We start from the raw sequence: 15,149 nt of genomic DNA on the forward strand, positions 1-15,149 counted from the left end.
TACCTTGATGGTCACCGTGCGTTCTCTCGCGCTCATCGGCCCGCTCCGTTCCCGGCCGCCGACAAGAGGCCGGGCGGCGGTCCTTCGACCGGGGCCTGCCGCCGGTCTTCGATGATCTGGCCGTCGACCAGCCTGATCACCCGCTTGGCATGGGCGGCCACTTCGTCCTCGTGGGTGATGATCACGATGGTGCGGCCGGCCATGGTGAGCCGGTCCAGGATGTTCAGCACGTCATGGGTCGACTTGGTGTCCAGGTTTCCGGTGGGCTCGTCGGCGAGCAGCAAGGCGGGGGCCGTGACCAGTGCGCGGGCGACCGCGACGCGCTGCTGCTGCCCGCCCGACAACTCGTTCGGCTCATGGCCGACCCGGTCGGCCAGCCCGACCTCCCCCAGCGCGGCCAGCGCGCGCTGCCGCCGCTCGGCTCTCTTCACTCCGCCGTAGGCAAGGGGCAGTTCCACATTGGTCAGCGCGCTCATTCGCGGGATCAGGTTGAACGACTGGAAGATGAAGCCGATCTTGCGGTTCCGCAGGGTCGCCAGGCTGCTCTCCTCCAGCGCGCCCACGTCGGTTCCGTCCAGGAGATACTGTCCGCTGCTGGGCACGTCCAGGCAGCCCACGATGTTCATCAGAGTCGACTTGCCCGAGCCGGACGCACCCATGATCGCCACATGGTCGCCCCGCTGGACTGTGAGCGTGACCCCTCGCAGGGCATGTACGGCCGTGTCACCATCGCCGTACACCTTGGCCACGGAGCGGATGTCCAGGACCGGTGCCGCGGTCATGGACGCCCTCCGCCGCCGGGGCCGCCACCGCCGAAGCCGCCGCCGCCCATGCCGCCGCCACCGGGCCGCGCCCCGCCACCACCGCCGGGAGCGCCACCGCCAGGTCCGCCGGGAGCGCCACCTCCGGGAGCCGTTCCGGTACCGCCGGTCGTGATGACCACCGTGTCGCCTTCGTTCAGCCCCGACTCGATCTCAGTGCCGGTGTCGCCCTTCACGCCGACCTGCACCGTCTTGACGACCTGCTTGCCGTTCTGCAGCACCGTGACGGTGCTCTGCCCGCCAGCGGTGCGCACTGCGGCCGTCGGTACGTACAGGACGTCGGTGGCTCTGGCGACGGCCACCTCGACGCTCGACGTCTGACCGAGCCGAAGCCCTGAGGGCTTCGTGGTGAGCGCGATGGTCACGTTGTACTGGACGACGTTGTTGGAGGTGGTCGGGGAGGTGTCGATCGCGGTGACCTTGCCGGTCGCGGTCACGCCGGTCAACGCGTCGAAGGAGACGTTCGCCTCCTGGCCGACCTTGAGCTTCGTCGTGTCGGACTCCGTGAAGGCTCCCTTCACCTGGAGCCTGGAGAGATCCGCCAGTTCGACGAAGCCGGTGCCGGCCCCGGTGGACGACGTATCGGACGAGGTGGACGATGAGGAGCCGCCCGTTCCACCTGAGGTGCCTGACGAACTCGTGCTCGATGAAGATCCACCGCCCGATCCACTGGAGGAACCGCCCGTGGTTCCGTTGACGGCGGTGACCGTGCCTGCGAACGGCGCCCTCAACACGGTGCCGTTGAGAGTCCGTACCGCCTTGTCGTAGGAGTTCTTGGCGTTGACATAGCTCGCGTACCCCTGGGCGGTCGAGGTGTTGTCGTCCGCGGCGTTCAGGCTCGCCAGCGCGGCCGACACGTCCTGTTCCGCCGCTGTCCGATCCAGCCTCGCGAGCACCTTTCCCTTCGTTACCTTGTCGCCGGCCTTGACGTAGAGATGGGTCACGGTTCCGGAGGCTTCGAAGTTGAGCGACTGTTTCTTGGAGCTTTCGACCGATCCGGACGCCGAGATCGACTGCTCCACCGTGCCCTGCATGACCTTCACGGTGCGCGTGGTGGCTCCCGTCGCGTCGCCGTCATCGGCCAGAGATACATAGGCGATGCCCACACCACCTGCCAACAGCACCACAAGAGCGCCGTTGAGCAGCAGCGTTCTGCGTTTGAGGGATTTCATGGCACCGAAGACTGGCGTCCCGTGCTTGGGCAATCGTGATGACCTGATGAAGGTTCCGTGAGATCCGCAGGCGACCAGCGGCCGGCCGCGGATCTCATCTGACTCTTAGGCGCGGATAACCGGGTTCCCACGATGCGTTGTGAACGTGGCGACCATGAACCGATCGTCACCATCCACATACGCCGACGGACCTCGAGGAGACCGTGAGCCGGACCATCTCCGGCATGGCGAGCCTGGGACCGTCGTCGGCGAGTGCCGGCGAAAGCTCGTCGAGGTCGTGATTCCCGTTCACAACGAGGAGCGTGTCCTCGCCGAGAGCGTCCGCCGGTTGCAGGCCTACCTGACCTCGACGTTTCCCTACGAGTTCCGCATCACGATCGCGGACAACGCCAGTACCGACCGTACGTGGGAGATCGCCGGCGACCTGGCGGAGACGCTGCCGGAGGTCCGAGCGGTGCACCTCGCCGAGAAGGGCCGCGGACGGGCGCTGCGCCATGTCTGGAGCGCCAGTGACGCTGACGTGGTCGCCTACATGGACGTCGACCTTTCCACGGATCTACTCGCATTCCTGCCGTTGGTCGCCCCATTGATCTCCGGACACAGCGATCTGGCGATCGGCACCCGGCTGTCGCGCGGTTCCACGGTGGCACGCGGGCCGAAGCGAGAGATCATCTCCCGTGCCTACAACCTGTTGCTGCGCACGACCCTGGCGGCGAGATTCTCCGACGCCCAGTGCGGATTCAAGGCGGCGCGCACCGTCATCGTGCAGCCGCTGCTGCCCGCGGTGAAGGACGAGTCGTGGTTCTTCGACACGGAGCTCCTGCTGCTGGCCGAGAGCAACGGGCTGCGCATCCACGAGATACCGGTGGACTGGGTCGACGACCCCGACAGCCGCGTCGACGTGCTGCGCACCGCACTTGACGACCTGCGCGGCATGTGGAGAGTGGGCGTGAGCATGCTGAAAGGCGGGAACGCGGCGCCGGTGCGTCCGCGATCCGCCGGCGCCAAGCCGGACCCGCCGCTCCCTGGGCTGAAGCGGCAGTTGCCGGTCTTCGCCGTCATCGGTGTGGTGAGCACCCTCGCCCAACTCACCCTCTACCTGGTGTTGCGCATGATGCTGGCGCCACCGCTCGTCGCCAACGCCCTCTCGCTGCTCATCACCGCGGTCGCCAACACCGCCGCCAATCGCCGGTTCACCTTTGGGGTCACCGGATCCGCCGGCGTACTACGACATCAGATCGAGGGCGGGATCGCGTTCCTCATCGGCTTGACGCTCAGCAGCGGCGGTCTCGTTCTGCTGCGTGTCCTCGCCCCCGACGCGTCCCACGCCGTCGAACTCAGCACCCTGATCGCCGCCAACGGACTGGCGACGCTGGTCCGTTTCCTGCTGCTGCGCGCTTGGGTGTTCCACCCACGGCGGGTACGGCCCGCGGGCACACCACCAGCCGCCCCTCGCAACGACCTGCTCCGGGAGCACACCAATTGATCACGGACACGGTTTCCCCGGCCCCGACCACCGACCGGCCGAAGGCCCGGTCCGGCGAGAGCCCGCACCATGGGCTTCTCCGGCGGGCCGTCCTGGGCCGTCCAGAAGACCCCCGCTGGGCCCGCCCGGTGCTGTGGGGCATCCTCGTGCTGGCCACCGCCCTCTACACCTGGAACCTGTCGGCCGGCGGAAACGCGAACTCCTACTACGCCGCCGCCGTCCTGTCGGCCACCAAGAGCTGGAAGGCGTTCTTCTTCGGATCCCTCGACGCCGGGTCGTTCATCACCATCGACAAACCGCCGATGGCCCTGTGGCTGATGGCCCTCTCCGGGCGGATTCTCGGGTTCGGTCCCTGGAGCATGCTGCTGCCGCAGGCCGCTGCCGGTGTCGCCGCCGTCGGTGTGCTCTACACCGCCGTACGGCGCCACCACGGGCATCTGTCCGCGACGATCTCGGCGTTGGTCATGGCGCTCAGCCCCATCACGGTGGCCATCAACCGCGACAACAACCCCGACCCGCTTCTCGTGCTGTTCTTGGTGCTCGCCGCATGGGCATGCCTGACCGCCATCCGGACCGGAGCCCTCCTGCCCCTGCTGGGCTCGGCGGTCGCGATCGGGTGCGCCTTCAACACCAAGATGCTGCAGGCCTACCTGGTGCTGCCCGTGTTCGCGCTCGGCTACCTGCTGTTCGCGCCTCCATCGTTCGCGCGGCGGTTCGCGCGACTGCTGCTCGCCGGAGCGGTCCTGGCCGTGTCCAGCTTCTGGTGGATGATCGTTGTCGACCTGATCCCTGCCGCAAGCCGGCCCTACGTCGGCGGGAGCCGAGACGGCACGGTATGGGACCTCGTCGTCGGCTACAACGGTCTCGGCCGCGTCTTCGGCGGTGAGGGTCCCACGTTCGATGGCGGCGGAGGCGGAGGTGCCTCCTTCGGAGGCGTGCCCGGAGCCGGGCGGCTGTTCAACGAGATCGTCGGCGGGCAGATCTCCTGGCTGCTGCCCTTCGCCGTGATCGCGCTGATCGCCGGTGTCGCGCTGCGCGGCCGCGCTCCCCGCACCGACGCCGTACGCGCGTCGCTGGCGCTGTGGGGCGGATGGCTCGCCGTGCACTACGCGGTCTTCAGCTTCGCACAGGGCACTTTCCACCCGTACTACGTGACGGCCATGTCGCCCGCCATCGCCGCGCTGGCCGGAGCGGGCGAGGTCATGCTCTTCGACGCCCACCGCCGGGTCGGCCGCCGGGCAGGGCGCCTGCCGCTCGCGCTGTCCTTCGCCCTGCCGTTCGGTCTCGCCGTGACAGGTGCGTGGTCCTTCGTGCTGCTGCGCCGTACGCCGTCGTGGAATCCGTGGCTCGGTCCGGTGGTCGTTGCGGTGACCAGCGTCGCCGTCGTGACGCTGATCGTCGCTCGTCTGGCGCCCCGGCTCCGTACCCGGGCCGCCGTCGTCGGTGTGAGCCTGGGCCTGGCCGCGGTGCTGGCCGGTCCGGGCGCGTACGCGGTGGCCGCCGCGCACAGCCGGGTCAACGGCGTCAACCCGCTAGCGGCCCCGGCCACCGGCGGCGGCCTCGGCGGACCGGGGGGCGGCCGGATGCCAGGATCGGGTGCGGCGGGCGCGGTTCGGCCGGGCGGATGGCAGGGCGGTGGCCCCCCCGAAGGCCGTCCACCGGGAGACGCGCCCCGTGGCGTGGGGATGCCGGGCGGGGGGCCGGCCGGCGGAGGGATGCGCGGCGGGCCTCCCGGGGAGACGGTCGACGCCGGTCTCATCTCGTACCTGCGGAAGAACGAGGGGAACGCCACGTGGCTGGTTGCGGTGAGCAGTGCCCAGTCCGCGAGCTCGATCATCCTCGAGACCGGGCGTCCGGTCATCGCCATGGGCGGCTTCACCGGTAGTGACCCCGCCATGACCGTCGAGAAACTACGCGGGTACGTGACAGCCGGCAAGCTCCGCTATGTCATGACCGGCGATCGGCGGCTCGGGAGGGGAGGCGACACCACGCTGACCACGTGGATAGAGGACAACTGCAAGGTCGTGCAGGCCTCCGAGTACGGCGGCAACGCCGGTGCCGCCTCCAGTGCCACGTCCGGGTCCACGTCCACCTTCCCGGACTCGGGACGAGGTCCCGGCCGGCAACAGCTCTACGACTGCGCGTGAATTGCCGGCCGATGGGAGGTCATGCCGACGGAGTCCTGATCGCCTCGATGACGCTCGCGAAACTGTCACTGCCGTGACCTGCGGCGATCGCTCGTTCAGTCAGAGCCTTGAGGAAGTTCGGCAGGTCCACACCGATGCCCTGAGCCCGGCTGGCATTGATGAGATGATCCATCGCCGCCGCGTTGATCTCGAGCGTCTCCTCGTCTCCCGGGTAGTGTCCGTCGTCGACTTGGCGCGCGTAGTCGGCCATGATCCCGGCCACGGCGGCGAGCCACTGAGCCGCGATCGGCGCGAACGCCATCGCCTTGACATCTTCGGTTCCGACCAGAGCGGCGCCGTGAAGGAAGCTACTCCATGTCGACCACGCCAGACCGCCCAGTGCCGCGTCGAAGAGCGAGGCCAGACCAGGATCGGTACCGACGTGTGTGGCTCCGCCCAAGAGCGAGAGCGTCGGCTCGTGGGCCTCGAAGACAACCGGCGACCCGCTGTAGAGGAGCATGGTCTCGAGTTGGCCGATATGACGGGGGTTGGCCATGATCGCCCCGTCGAGATAGTCCGCGCCGTGCTCTGCCGCCCACACCGCCGTCTCACGGGCCTCCTCCGGTGTGCCAGAGGTCAGGTTGACGATGGCCTTGCCGGAGAGGTCGTCGTCCAGTGAGCTGAGCAGTTTGCGCACGATCTCATTGACCGACACGCAGACGACCACCAGCGTGCTCGCCGAGACCGCGTCGGAGACCGTGGCCGCGTGGGTCGCACCGCGTGCGACGAGGTCGCCGGCCTTGCTCGCCGTACGGTTCCAGACGGTCGTCGGGTGACCGTTCTCCAGGAAGGCGCCGGCCAATGCCGTTCCCATCGGGCCCAAGCCGACGACCGACACGGTGCGGCGATCGTCGCCGGCCATCACAGCCGCACTCCATCGGTCTGCGGTCGGCCGGCGATGCCGATGACCGTTGAGATGGAATCGGTGGTGTCAATGCCGGCCGACAAGGCACCGAGATCGGTGACGCGGCGGGAACAGCGCTCGTGCAATTCGTACTCCGGTTCAGTTGGTCTTGTTTCCACTGGTCTTGCGACCGGATTGATTCTTGTGCACTGCTGACTCTGCCGGAAGACGGCACTTCAAAGTCATTCGGTATCTCCACGGTAACCATGCGCCCATGGTGGCGGTAACGCCTGCGGACTCCCGTCACTCAGAGCCCTTCATCCTCCTTTAATTTCCCCTTGAACAGATCTCTTCGTCGGGTATGTCGAGGCAAATGCGACGGTCACCGGTACCGGCGAGAGCGGTGTGGCGCTGCCGCCCACCGCCTCGGTCCCCGGATCCCGCACGATGCAGCATGTCACCCTCTCACCAGGGGTATCACCAGCCCGTGAACGCTCTGGGGGCCGTGCACGGACCGGCCGTGATGCGGCGGCTCGCGGGTGCCGCCCGGTGGCTCACCACGCCGTTGTTCCCGGACGATTACCTGAGTCTGGTGAACCCATTGTGGTCCGAAGCGGAGCTGTGCGGCCGGATCGAAGCCGTACGTCCCGAAACGGCGGACGCGGTGACAGTGGTCATCCGTCCCGGCGTCGGCTGGAAGCCGCACAGAGCGGGTCAGTGGGTGGGGATCGGCGTCGACATCGCCGGAGTGCGGCACTGGCGCACCTATTCGCTGTCGTCACCGCCCGGTCGCCCGGACGGGCGCGTCACGATCACCGTCAAGACGGTTCCGAACGGGCTCGTCTCCCGCCATCTCGCCCGGCGGACCACGCCCGGGACGGTCGTCGCACTCACCGGGCCGGCGGGCGAGTTCGTTCTCCCCGAGCCGCCACCGGCGCGCCTTCTCTTCTTGACCGCCGGCAGCGGCATCACGCCCGTGCGAGCCATGCTGTACGACCTCCTGACCGGGCCGCGCGCACACCAGGGCACCGCAGGTCGGAAGAACATCCGGCACTCGCCCGCCCACGGGACAGAACACCCCGGGTCACCCGATGTGGTGCTGGTCCATTCGGCGCCCACACCGGAACAAATGATCTTCGGTGCGGAACTCCGGCACCTGGCAGCCCGGTTTCCCAACCTGAGCCTTCATCAGCGGCATACCCGAATCGAGGGACGGCTGAGACCGGCCGATCTGACCGCCATCTGCCCTGACTGGGCCGAACGCCCGGCATGGGTCTGCGGTCCACGCGGACTGCTCCAGGAGGCCGCCGAACACTGGCCGGCCGATCGGCTGCACATCGAACATTTTCGCGCGGCGGCGCAGATGCGTGTCGGCGAGGGCGGGCGGGTCCGGTTCACCAGGAGTGGCCGGCAGATCGATGCCGACGAGAACACGTCCCTGCTAGCGGCCGGCGAGGACGCCGGTGTGCTCATGCCCAGTGGGTGCCGCATGGGCATCTGCCACGGCTGCGTGGTCCCGCTCGTCTCGGGCCGGGTTCGTGACCTACGCAGCGGCCAGGCTCACGGCGAGCCCGGCGATCTTATTCAGACCTGCGTTTCGGCGGCCGCCGGCCCTGTCGAGATCGAGCTGTGAGGGGAGTACGACCATGTCAACTGCGGCCTCTGCCCGTCTGGTCGACGCTGAGGAGTTCGGCCGTGAGCTGGACAGGATCCGCGACGAGGTGATCGCGAGCCTCGGGGAGGATGATGCCCGATATATCCGGAACCTCATCGCGACGCAGCGAAAGCTGGAGATCGGCGGCCGCGTCCTGCTCTCGGCATCATGGCTTCCGCCCGCATGGGCGGCCGGGACCGCGGCGCTGGCCATCGCGAAGATCCTGGAGAACATGGAGATCGGGCACAACGTCCTGCACGGGCAGTGGGACTGGATGCGCGATCCGAAGATCCACTCGACCACGTGGGAGTGGGACACGGCATCCCCCGCCGAGCAGTGGAAGCACTCCCACAACGTGATCCACCACACCTGGACCAACGTGCTCGGCAAGGACCGCGACATCGGTTACTCCGCGATGCGGGTCAGCCCGGAGCAGCGGTGGTATCCGGTCCATCTCTTCCAGCCGTTCTACAACGTGCTGCTGGCCCTGTTCTTCGAGTACGGCATCGCCATCTACGACCTGGAACTCGAGCGCATCCCGAGCGGAGAGAAGGATCTCCGCGAGGCCCTCACCCAACTGCGCACCGTCGCCGGCAAGATACGACGTCAGGTCATCAAGGACTACGTGGCGTTTCCGCTGATGGCAGGTCCCCTCTTCCTGCCCGTACTGCTCGGCAACCTCAGCGCGAACCTGACCCGCAACGTGTGGGCGCACGCCATCATCTTCTGCGGCCATTTCCCCGACGGCGCCGAGATGTTCACCGAGGACCGTGTCGACGGTGAGACCCGCGGGGAGTGGTACGTCCGCCAGTTGCTCGGCTCGTGCAATATCGACGGAGGCCGGCTCCTGCACCTCATGAGCGGCAATCTCAGCCATCAGATCGAACACCATCTGTTCCCTGATCTGCCGAGTAACCGGTACGGCGAGATCGCTCCGCGGGTCCGGGCCCTCTGCGAGCGATTCGGGCTTCCCTACAGCTCCGGCTCGCTCGCCCGGCAGACCGGTTCGGTGTGGAAACGCGTCCTGCGGCTCGCCCTGCCGGGCCCCGCGCGACATGCTGCGGAGAAGGCCGCTCCGCCGGTCAGCGGCCTTCAGAGCATCGGCTGAGGCCACCGGCGGCGTCTCGTCGTATCGATGCCGTTGCCGCTTCGGCGCTCTCGGCCGAGCCCGGCTCTCCGGCGCTCAGGCCAGGGTGCGCATGCGGCGGGCGCTGATGGCGGCGATGAGCGTGGCGTGGATGACCAGGCTCCGGTCGAGACCGGTGATTCGCAGGATCCGCCGGACCTGAGGTCCTGGGGCGGCCAGGCACATGGGGACGTGAAGGCGCCGGGCGCGACGTTGCACACCGATCAGCACGGCCAGTCCCGAGGCGTCGAGGAACGTCACCCCGGTGAGGTCGATGATGATCCGTCCGTGCCGCTCGGCCGTCGCGTCCAAGGCGAGGTTGAGGCGTTCCCGCAGAGCGGGCACCTCAGTGATGTCGATCTCTCCATGGAGTTCGACGATCTTCTGCTCGGCATGGGTGGGCGGCCTGGGATCGACTGCGCGGGCGGGAGGGTCGGCGGTCAGGCTGAGGTTCATGGTGAATCTCCGATTCTTCGGAAGGCGCGGCCGGCCGTGCTGTGACCCTGATGGGACTGAGCGATCGAGGGGCGGCCGCACGGCCGCGGGAGCTCACCGCGTCCGTGGCGTACGAGACGGCGTCAGCGTGGTTCGGGGACCGCGCAGCGCAACGCGGGATCAAGCGGAAGTCGCAACGGGTGGACCGGCCGTGCGAACCGGAAAGGCTTCGAATGATGGAGGTCGTCCGGCGTCATGCGCCGTGCCCGTCCCGGCCCGTGACAGCGACCGTATAGTGGATCACCGGGGATGACGTCGACTCTGCCATCAACGCTCGGGATGTCTCCGATACCTGCAACCTACCTCACGAGCGCACGATCGCAGTGCGCCACTCGCCGATCACGGACGGATACCGAACCCGCAGTGCGCCCGGTGGGGCGGGTGACCATGACACCCGTTGGATAGGAGCATCGAGCGGGGGTAGTGGCGTCGCATGAAGGTTCTATTGATCATTTTGGTCATTCTCATCGTGCTCTTCGTCATGTTCCGTATCACCGGTTCGTCCGGAGATCGACGCCGTTGGTATCGGCGCGGTGGCGGCACCGGCCTATGACCGCTGGACCCCGTCCGGCGGCCACAGGGGTGACCCACGGCGGACCGGCGCTGGTCGCGTGGGGCCGGCGAGGATCACGTGAACGGATCGGCGGGCGGGTGCGGCCAGCGCTGCGGTGGCCACCCGGGCTCCTCGGACCGAGGGGACGGCTGCCGATGGGGCTGCGGGGCCGCCGTGGCCGGGTCTTCGCCCGCCTCGGCACGGCGCGCCCGGTGCGAGGGCGCGGGTGGGCGACCGTGCCGTGGCGCCGCGCGCTTCCCCGGTTCAGCGGCGATCGCAGGTTCGGCGGCGAGGGTGCCGGACTCGGGGCCGGATGAGCCGCGTCGAGTGCGGGCCAGGGCGGAGAGCGCGGTGGTGATGGGGACGGCGGCGATGAGGCCCAGCGTGCCGGCGACACTGCGCACGATCTCCTGAGCGATGATCGGGCCGGTCACCACTTCGCTGAGCGGTTGCCGGCCGATGCTGAACAGCAGCAGCAGCGGAAGGGCCGCTCCGGCGTAGGCCAGGATGATGGTGTTGATGACCGAGGCGATGTGGGCGCGGCCTACCCGGGTGGCGGCGCGGTACAGCTGTCCGAAGCGGTAGGACGGGTTGGCGTGCGCGAGTTCGGCGACGGTGACCGACTGGGTGACGGTGACGTCGTCCAGCACTCCCAGTGAGCCGATGATGATGCTGGCCAGCAGTAGCCCCTGGAGGTTGATCTGGTGGCTGAGGCTCAGGTTGAGGGCGCTGTCGTCGGTGTTGCCGCTCAGGTGGGTCAGCCCGATGGCGGCCCAGGCCAGCAGCCCGGTCAGGCTGAGGCTGGCCAGGGTGCCGATGACGGCGATCGAGGTCGCCACGGTGAAGCCGTGGGTGAAGTAGAGGACCGCGAGCATGATCGTCGCGGCACAGACGATCGCGGCCGGCAGTGGTGGCTCGCCGGCCAGGATCGCCGGGATGAGGAATTTCAGCAGCAGTACGAAGGTGACCGCGAGACCGATCAGCGCGGTCACCCCTCTCCATCGACCGAAGGCGATGACGGCCAGCACGAACGCGGCGGCGATCAGCCACAGCGGGCTGGACCGGTTGTGATCGGACAACTGGTAGGAGTTGCCGTCGGGGCCGGTGCCGGAGCCGCCGTCGGGGGCGGCGGGCGTGCGGAGCAGGATCACCTTGTCGTCGACGGCGAACGTCTGGGTACCGGGACCGCTGGGCAGGACGGACGTGACGACCTGACCCGCGCCACCGCCGGAGGTCAGCCGGACCCGGGCATCGCCGCACTTCTGCGGATCGGTTCGCGGCGGTGCGCCGCCCGGCCCTTGCGCCGCGGCCGGTTCGCCCGGCCAGGCCGGCTGCTGGGGGCACGGCTTCAAATCGATACCGACGACGATGCCGTTGACCCTGGTCATCTCCGCCGCCGGTGCGGCGGCGGGCTCGGGCGCTTGCGGCCACATCCAGATCAGCCCGGCCAGCGTCGCCACCGCCAACGGCACGATGACGGCCAGCACCGCCCGCACCGTGCCCGGTGAACTTCGCACGGCCACGTGATGCCCATGGTCAGCACCCATGACCTGCCCCCTTCCGCATCGGTCGCGGCACGCGACGGGTCAGGGCGGCAGGCCGGGCGACCGGCGGCGAGGTAGACGGCACCGCTGCAGTATCCCCGTTCAGCGCGGTGCGAGAGACCGATCCACGCAGAGACCGGTCGATGACTGGGCGGAGGACCACGCCGTACCTCCCCACGTCACGAGGACAGCAGTCGAACCGCAGCGGCGCGCAGCATGACGGCAGAGATCCGGCAGCACAATCCAAGATTCTTCGTACGTCCATCTCGCGGATATGGACGTACGGGTTCAACGGCACGATCTCGCAGAGGGAAGAGGATGAGCAGGATCTCGAAGAGTTCCGGTGCGGCAGGGGCAGCGCGGCGACGACCGTTGATGCGGGGGGTAACGGCGATCGCGGTGCTCACCGGAGTCATGACGGCGGCACCTGCGCAGGCGGCCGGCGCGGCGAAACCCGGCGACTTCAACGGCGACGGCAGGGTCGATCTCACCGTCGGCGCGCCGGCCGCCGCGGTGAGTGGCGCGGACACCGGCGGCGTGGCGGTACTGAACGGCCTCCGCCCCCCGGGCACGTTGATCACGCAGGACACCGACGGCATCCCCGACACCGCCGAGAGCTACGACTACTTCGGCTGGGAGCTTGCGAGCGGGGACTTCGACGCGGACGGCTTCGCCGACCTGGCCGTGGGCACCCCCGATGAGGCCATCGACGGCGACGGCGACGGGAACGAGGAGGTCGGGGCCGGCTCCGTGACCATCGTGTACGGCTCGCCGTCCGGCCTTGTCCCCCAGCGCAGTCAGTTGTTCACGCAAGCGTCCCCTGGCGTGCCCGGTGATCCAGGGTGGAACGAGCGATTCGGCAACTCGCTCGTGACGGGGGACTTCAACGGTGATGGCAGGGCCGACCTCGCCGTCGGGTCGCCCAATGACCAGGACGGCCGTCAGTGGAGCGGATCGGTCACGATCCTGTTCGGTGGAGCGCAAGGGCTGTCCGGCACAGACGCGCAGCTCCTGGCCAATGAGGAGGACCCTTACGCGTACGACTACGGCATGCGGCTCGCGGCGGGCGACGTCGATGGCGACGGCACGACCGACCTCGCGCAGGTCGTCCGTACGAGTGCCGACGCGCGACTCGTCGGCTACCGGGGAGGCGGCGCCGGGCTCGACACGGCCGCACCGGTCCGTAAGGACCTGCCGGGTTTCTCGACGATGTTCGGCTCCATCGCGATGGGCGACCTGAACGGTGACGGCAGGGCGGATGTCGCCGTGGGCGACCCCGAATACTCGTCGGAATCCGGTGGCAAGGTAGCCGTGCTGTTGAGCCAGGGAGGCGCCTTCGCCGACCCGGCCCTCATCACCCAGGGCAGCCCGGGTGTGCCCGACACCAACGAGGCCGATGACCGTTTCGGGTGGTCGCTCGCCATGGGCGACGTCGACCGGGACGGCAGAGCGGATCTCGCCGTCGGCGCTCCCGGAGAGGACATCGATCCGGACACGGCGATCGCCGCGGGCGCGGTGACCGTGCTGCACGGCTCGGCCGCGGGCGTCGGCACCCGTCAAGCCACGTGGATCAACCAGGACACCCCCGGCATCCCCGACGAGGCGGAGACCGCCGACCTCTTCGGGCGCACCGTGCTGCTGGCCGATCACACCGGCGACGGCAGGGCCGACCTGGTCATCGGCGTCCCGGAGGAGACGATCGATGGGTTCACCTCGACCGGGCTGGTCACCGTACTCGACGGTGCCCGCACGACTCGGGCGTCCGCTCACGACCTGCGCCAGGCAGGGGTCGCCGATCCGACCTTCGCGAGGTTCGGCTCCTCGCTGCTCCGCTGACACGAGTCGGGCGTACGTCACGGTTCTGACTGAACCGGTGACGTACGCCCTCGTCGGCAGCTGCCGAGCTCGATGGCCCTAGCGGTTGACTCTCACATCGATGGCAGGGCTTACGGTTGCGGCATGGAGCTGCATGTCGTTCTGCCGGCCGAGTCACCCGCCATGGATCCGAGCCGCCTCACCGAGTTCGCCCGGCGCGCGGAGGACCTCGGTTACGAAGCAGTCTGGCTGCCGGACCACCCGTTGCCGCCGGAGGACTTCGGCCCGACATACGGCGGTGTGCACGATCCGCTGGTCGCGTTGTCCTACCTCGCCGCGGCCACCGACCGGATCCGGCTCGGCACGTCCGTGCTGATCCTGCCGCTGCGCGATCCGTTCGTGGTGGCCAAACAGGCCGCGACCCTCGATCGCCTCTCCGGCGGGCGCTTCACTCTCGGCGTCGGGATCGGCTGGGAGCGCCGCGAGTTCACCGCCCTGGGAGCCGACTTCGCCGCCCGCGCCGCGCGTACCGACGAGGCCATCCGGCTGATGCGGCACCTGTGGGAGACCGGGCGCGGGCCCTTCGACGGCGCGCACTACCGATTCAGTACCGGCGTGTTCGAGCCCCGGCCGGTGCACGTGCCCATCCTGGTCGGCGGAATGAGCGAGGCCGCCCTCGCACGCGCCGCCGAACTGGCCGACATCTGGCAGAGCGTGCCGACCACCCCCGAACATTTCACCGAGCTGGCCGCCACGCTACGGCGACTGGCCTCCCGCCCGATCGGCACGGGAGCCCGTGCCATGTGGAAGCGGGAATGGGAGAAGGACCCGGGACTCATGGCGGCGGAGCTCGCGGAATGGGAGGCCGCGGGCGCCGACCACCTCGCCGTGTGGTTCGGCGAACATGAGGAGACCGTCCACCGCATGACCGCGCTCGCGGCCGCGCGGGGCTGACCATCCTGAGGACTAGGCGGCCGTCACGCCTCCGGACGGACGGCTGCCGCGTCGTCACTCATCGCGGTGAATACGGTCAGGGTCGAAGCCACGGCCTCAATGTCCATCGGCCCGATCAGCCGAATCCAGGCCAGCTCGGGCAGCCCGTCATGACGCCGGACGCTGACGAGCCCTTCAGGCCACGGATGCGGACTTGCCGGGGCGTGAATCACCGAGACCTCATCGACGAAACAGCCCGAGGATTCGGGTGGTTTGCCGATCGACAGGTGATGGACGCCGGATAGCGAGATGGTGACGTCGGGCCACTCGGGGCCCTGCCTGAGCCCGATCTCCAACGCATCGTGGCCGTCAACGATGTCAAACGAGATCCGGTCGATGAAGTATCCCTCACACGACGCCAATATCTTGGCGGCGTTGCGACACACATTCTCGAAACGAGGGAGTCCGCTCGATTCCCTGGCCATGCCGCCGTCCCATCGGTGCTGGGTGATCTGTGATG

At 68.7% G+C, this 15,149-nt stretch carries 12 protein-coding genes; 6 read left to right on the forward strand and 6 right to left on the reverse strand.

Annotation, left to right across the window (positions count from 1 at the left end; genetic code table 11):
- Positions 1-32: 32 nt before the first annotated feature.
- On the reverse strand, positions 33-782 hold the full coding sequence (locus HKK74_RS13025; RefSeq protein ID WP_187243437.1) for an ABC transporter ATP-binding protein: 750 nt from the start codon (positions 780-782) through the stop codon (positions 33-35).
- Positions 779-1,993, reverse strand: coding sequence for an efflux RND transporter periplasmic adaptor subunit (locus HKK74_RS13030; RefSeq protein ID WP_187243438.1), 1,215 nt, complete (start codon positions 1,991-1,993; stop codon positions 779-781). The genes HKK74_RS13025 and HKK74_RS13030 overlap by 4 nt, the downstream gene beginning before the upstream one ends.
- Before the next feature lie 277 nt (positions 1,994-2,270).
- Here HKK74_RS13030 and HKK74_RS13035 point away from each other — a divergent pair, with 277 nt between their 5' ends.
- Positions 2,271-3,479, forward strand: a complete 1,209-nt coding sequence (locus HKK74_RS13035; RefSeq protein WP_312881457.1) for a bifunctional glycosyltransferase family 2/GtrA family protein — start codon at positions 2,271-2,273, stop codon at positions 3,477-3,479.
- Positions 3,476-5,626, forward strand: coding sequence for an ArnT family glycosyltransferase (locus tag HKK74_RS13040; RefSeq protein WP_222722212.1), 2,151 nt, complete (start codon positions 3,476-3,478; stop codon positions 5,624-5,626). The genes HKK74_RS13035 and HKK74_RS13040 overlap by 4 nt, the downstream gene beginning before the upstream one ends.
- Positions 5,627-5,645: 19 nt before the next feature.
- On the opposite strand, the gene HKK74_RS13045 is transcribed toward HKK74_RS13040, so the two are convergent.
- Entirely contained in the window at positions 5,646-6,527 is an 882-nt protein-coding gene (locus tag HKK74_RS13045) for an NAD(P)-dependent oxidoreductase (protein WP_187243440.1), read from the reverse strand.
- A gap of 469 nt (positions 6,528-6,996) precedes the next feature.
- Here HKK74_RS13045 and HKK74_RS13050 point away from each other — a divergent pair, with 469 nt between their 5' ends.
- Positions 6,997-8,142 carry a ferredoxin reductase gene (locus HKK74_RS13050; protein WP_312881459.1) on the forward strand — a complete coding sequence of 382 codons (1,146 nt, stop codon included), beginning with the start codon at positions 6,997-6,999 and terminating at the stop codon, positions 8,140-8,142.
- Between the two features lie 13 nt (positions 8,143-8,155).
- Positions 8,156-9,271, forward strand: coding sequence for a fatty acid desaturase family protein (locus HKK74_RS13055; RefSeq protein WP_187243442.1), 1,116 nt, complete (start codon positions 8,156-8,158; stop codon positions 9,269-9,271).
- A 75-nt stretch (positions 9,272-9,346) separates the two neighbouring features.
- Here the strand turns inward: HKK74_RS13055 and HKK74_RS13060 are convergent, their stop codons facing one another.
- Positions 9,347-9,745, reverse strand: coding sequence for an STAS domain-containing protein (locus tag HKK74_RS13060; RefSeq protein WP_187243443.1), 399 nt, complete (start codon positions 9,743-9,745; stop codon positions 9,347-9,349).
- Between the two features lie 666 nt (positions 9,746-10,411).
- On the reverse strand, positions 10,412-11,884 hold the full coding sequence (locus HKK74_RS13065) for a YibE/F family protein (protein ID WP_187243444.1): 1,473 nt from the start codon (positions 11,882-11,884) through the stop codon (positions 10,412-10,414).
- A gap of 372 nt (positions 11,885-12,256) precedes the next feature.
- Between HKK74_RS13065 and HKK74_RS13070 the strand changes: the two genes are divergently transcribed.
- Together HKK74_RS13070 and HKK74_RS13075 are read left to right on the forward strand one after the other, a co-directional pair.
- On the forward strand, positions 12,257-13,717 hold the full coding sequence (locus HKK74_RS13070; RefSeq protein ID WP_187243445.1) for an FG-GAP-like repeat-containing protein: 1,461 nt from the start codon (positions 12,257-12,259) through the stop codon (positions 13,715-13,717).
- Between the two features lie 123 nt (positions 13,718-13,840).
- On the forward strand, positions 13,841-14,650 hold the full coding sequence (locus HKK74_RS13075; protein WP_187243446.1) for a TIGR03619 family F420-dependent LLM class oxidoreductase: 810 nt from the start codon (positions 13,841-13,843) through the stop codon (positions 14,648-14,650).
- Between the two features lie 23 nt (positions 14,651-14,673).
- Here the strand turns inward: HKK74_RS13075 and HKK74_RS13080 are convergent, their stop codons facing one another.
- On the reverse strand, positions 14,674-15,114 hold the full coding sequence (locus tag HKK74_RS13080; RefSeq protein ID WP_187243447.1) for a hypothetical protein: 441 nt from the start codon (positions 15,112-15,114) through the stop codon (positions 14,674-14,676).
- Positions 15,115-15,149: the final 35 nt, after the last annotated feature.

The sequence above is a fragment of the Actinomadura alba genome, from assembly GCF_014323705.1.
In the GTDB taxonomy this organism is placed as follows: Bacteria; Actinomycetota; Actinomycetes; order Streptosporangiales; family Streptosporangiaceae; genus Actinomadura_C; species Actinomadura_C alba.

Bases quoted from the DNA above. Each gene is read 5' to 3' on its own strand.
- HKK74_RS13080 (WP_187243447.1), bottom strand. From the start codon at position 15,114: ATGGCCAGGGAATCGAGCGGACTCCCTCGTTTCGAGAATGTGTGTCGC.
- HKK74_RS13075 (WP_187243446.1), top strand. From the start codon at position 13,841: ATGGAGCTGCATGTCGTTCTGCCGGCCGAGTCACCCGCCATGGATCCG.
- HKK74_RS13030 (WP_187243438.1), bottom strand. From the start codon at position 1,993: ATGAAATCCCTCAAACGCAGAACGCTGCTGCTCAACGGCGCTCTTGTG.
- HKK74_RS13045 (WP_187243440.1), bottom strand. From the start codon at position 6,527: ATGGCCGGCGACGATCGCCGCACCGTGTCGGTCGTCGGCTTGGGCCCG.
- HKK74_RS13055 (WP_187243442.1), top strand. From the start codon at position 8,156: ATGTCAACTGCGGCCTCTGCCCGTCTGGTCGACGCTGAGGAGTTCGGC.
- HKK74_RS13060 (WP_187243443.1), bottom strand. From the start codon at position 9,745: ATGAACCTCAGCCTGACCGCCGACCCTCCCGCCCGCGCAGTCGATCCC.
- HKK74_RS13070 (WP_187243445.1), top strand. From the start codon at position 12,257: ATGCGGGGGGTAACGGCGATCGCGGTGCTCACCGGAGTCATGACGGCG.
- HKK74_RS13025 (WP_187243437.1), bottom strand. From the start codon at position 782: ATGACCGCGGCACCGGTCCTGGACATCCGCTCCGTGGCCAAGGTGTAC.
- HKK74_RS13065 (WP_187243444.1), bottom strand. From the start codon at position 11,884: ATGGGTGCTGACCATGGGCATCACGTGGCCGTGCGAAGTTCACCGGGC.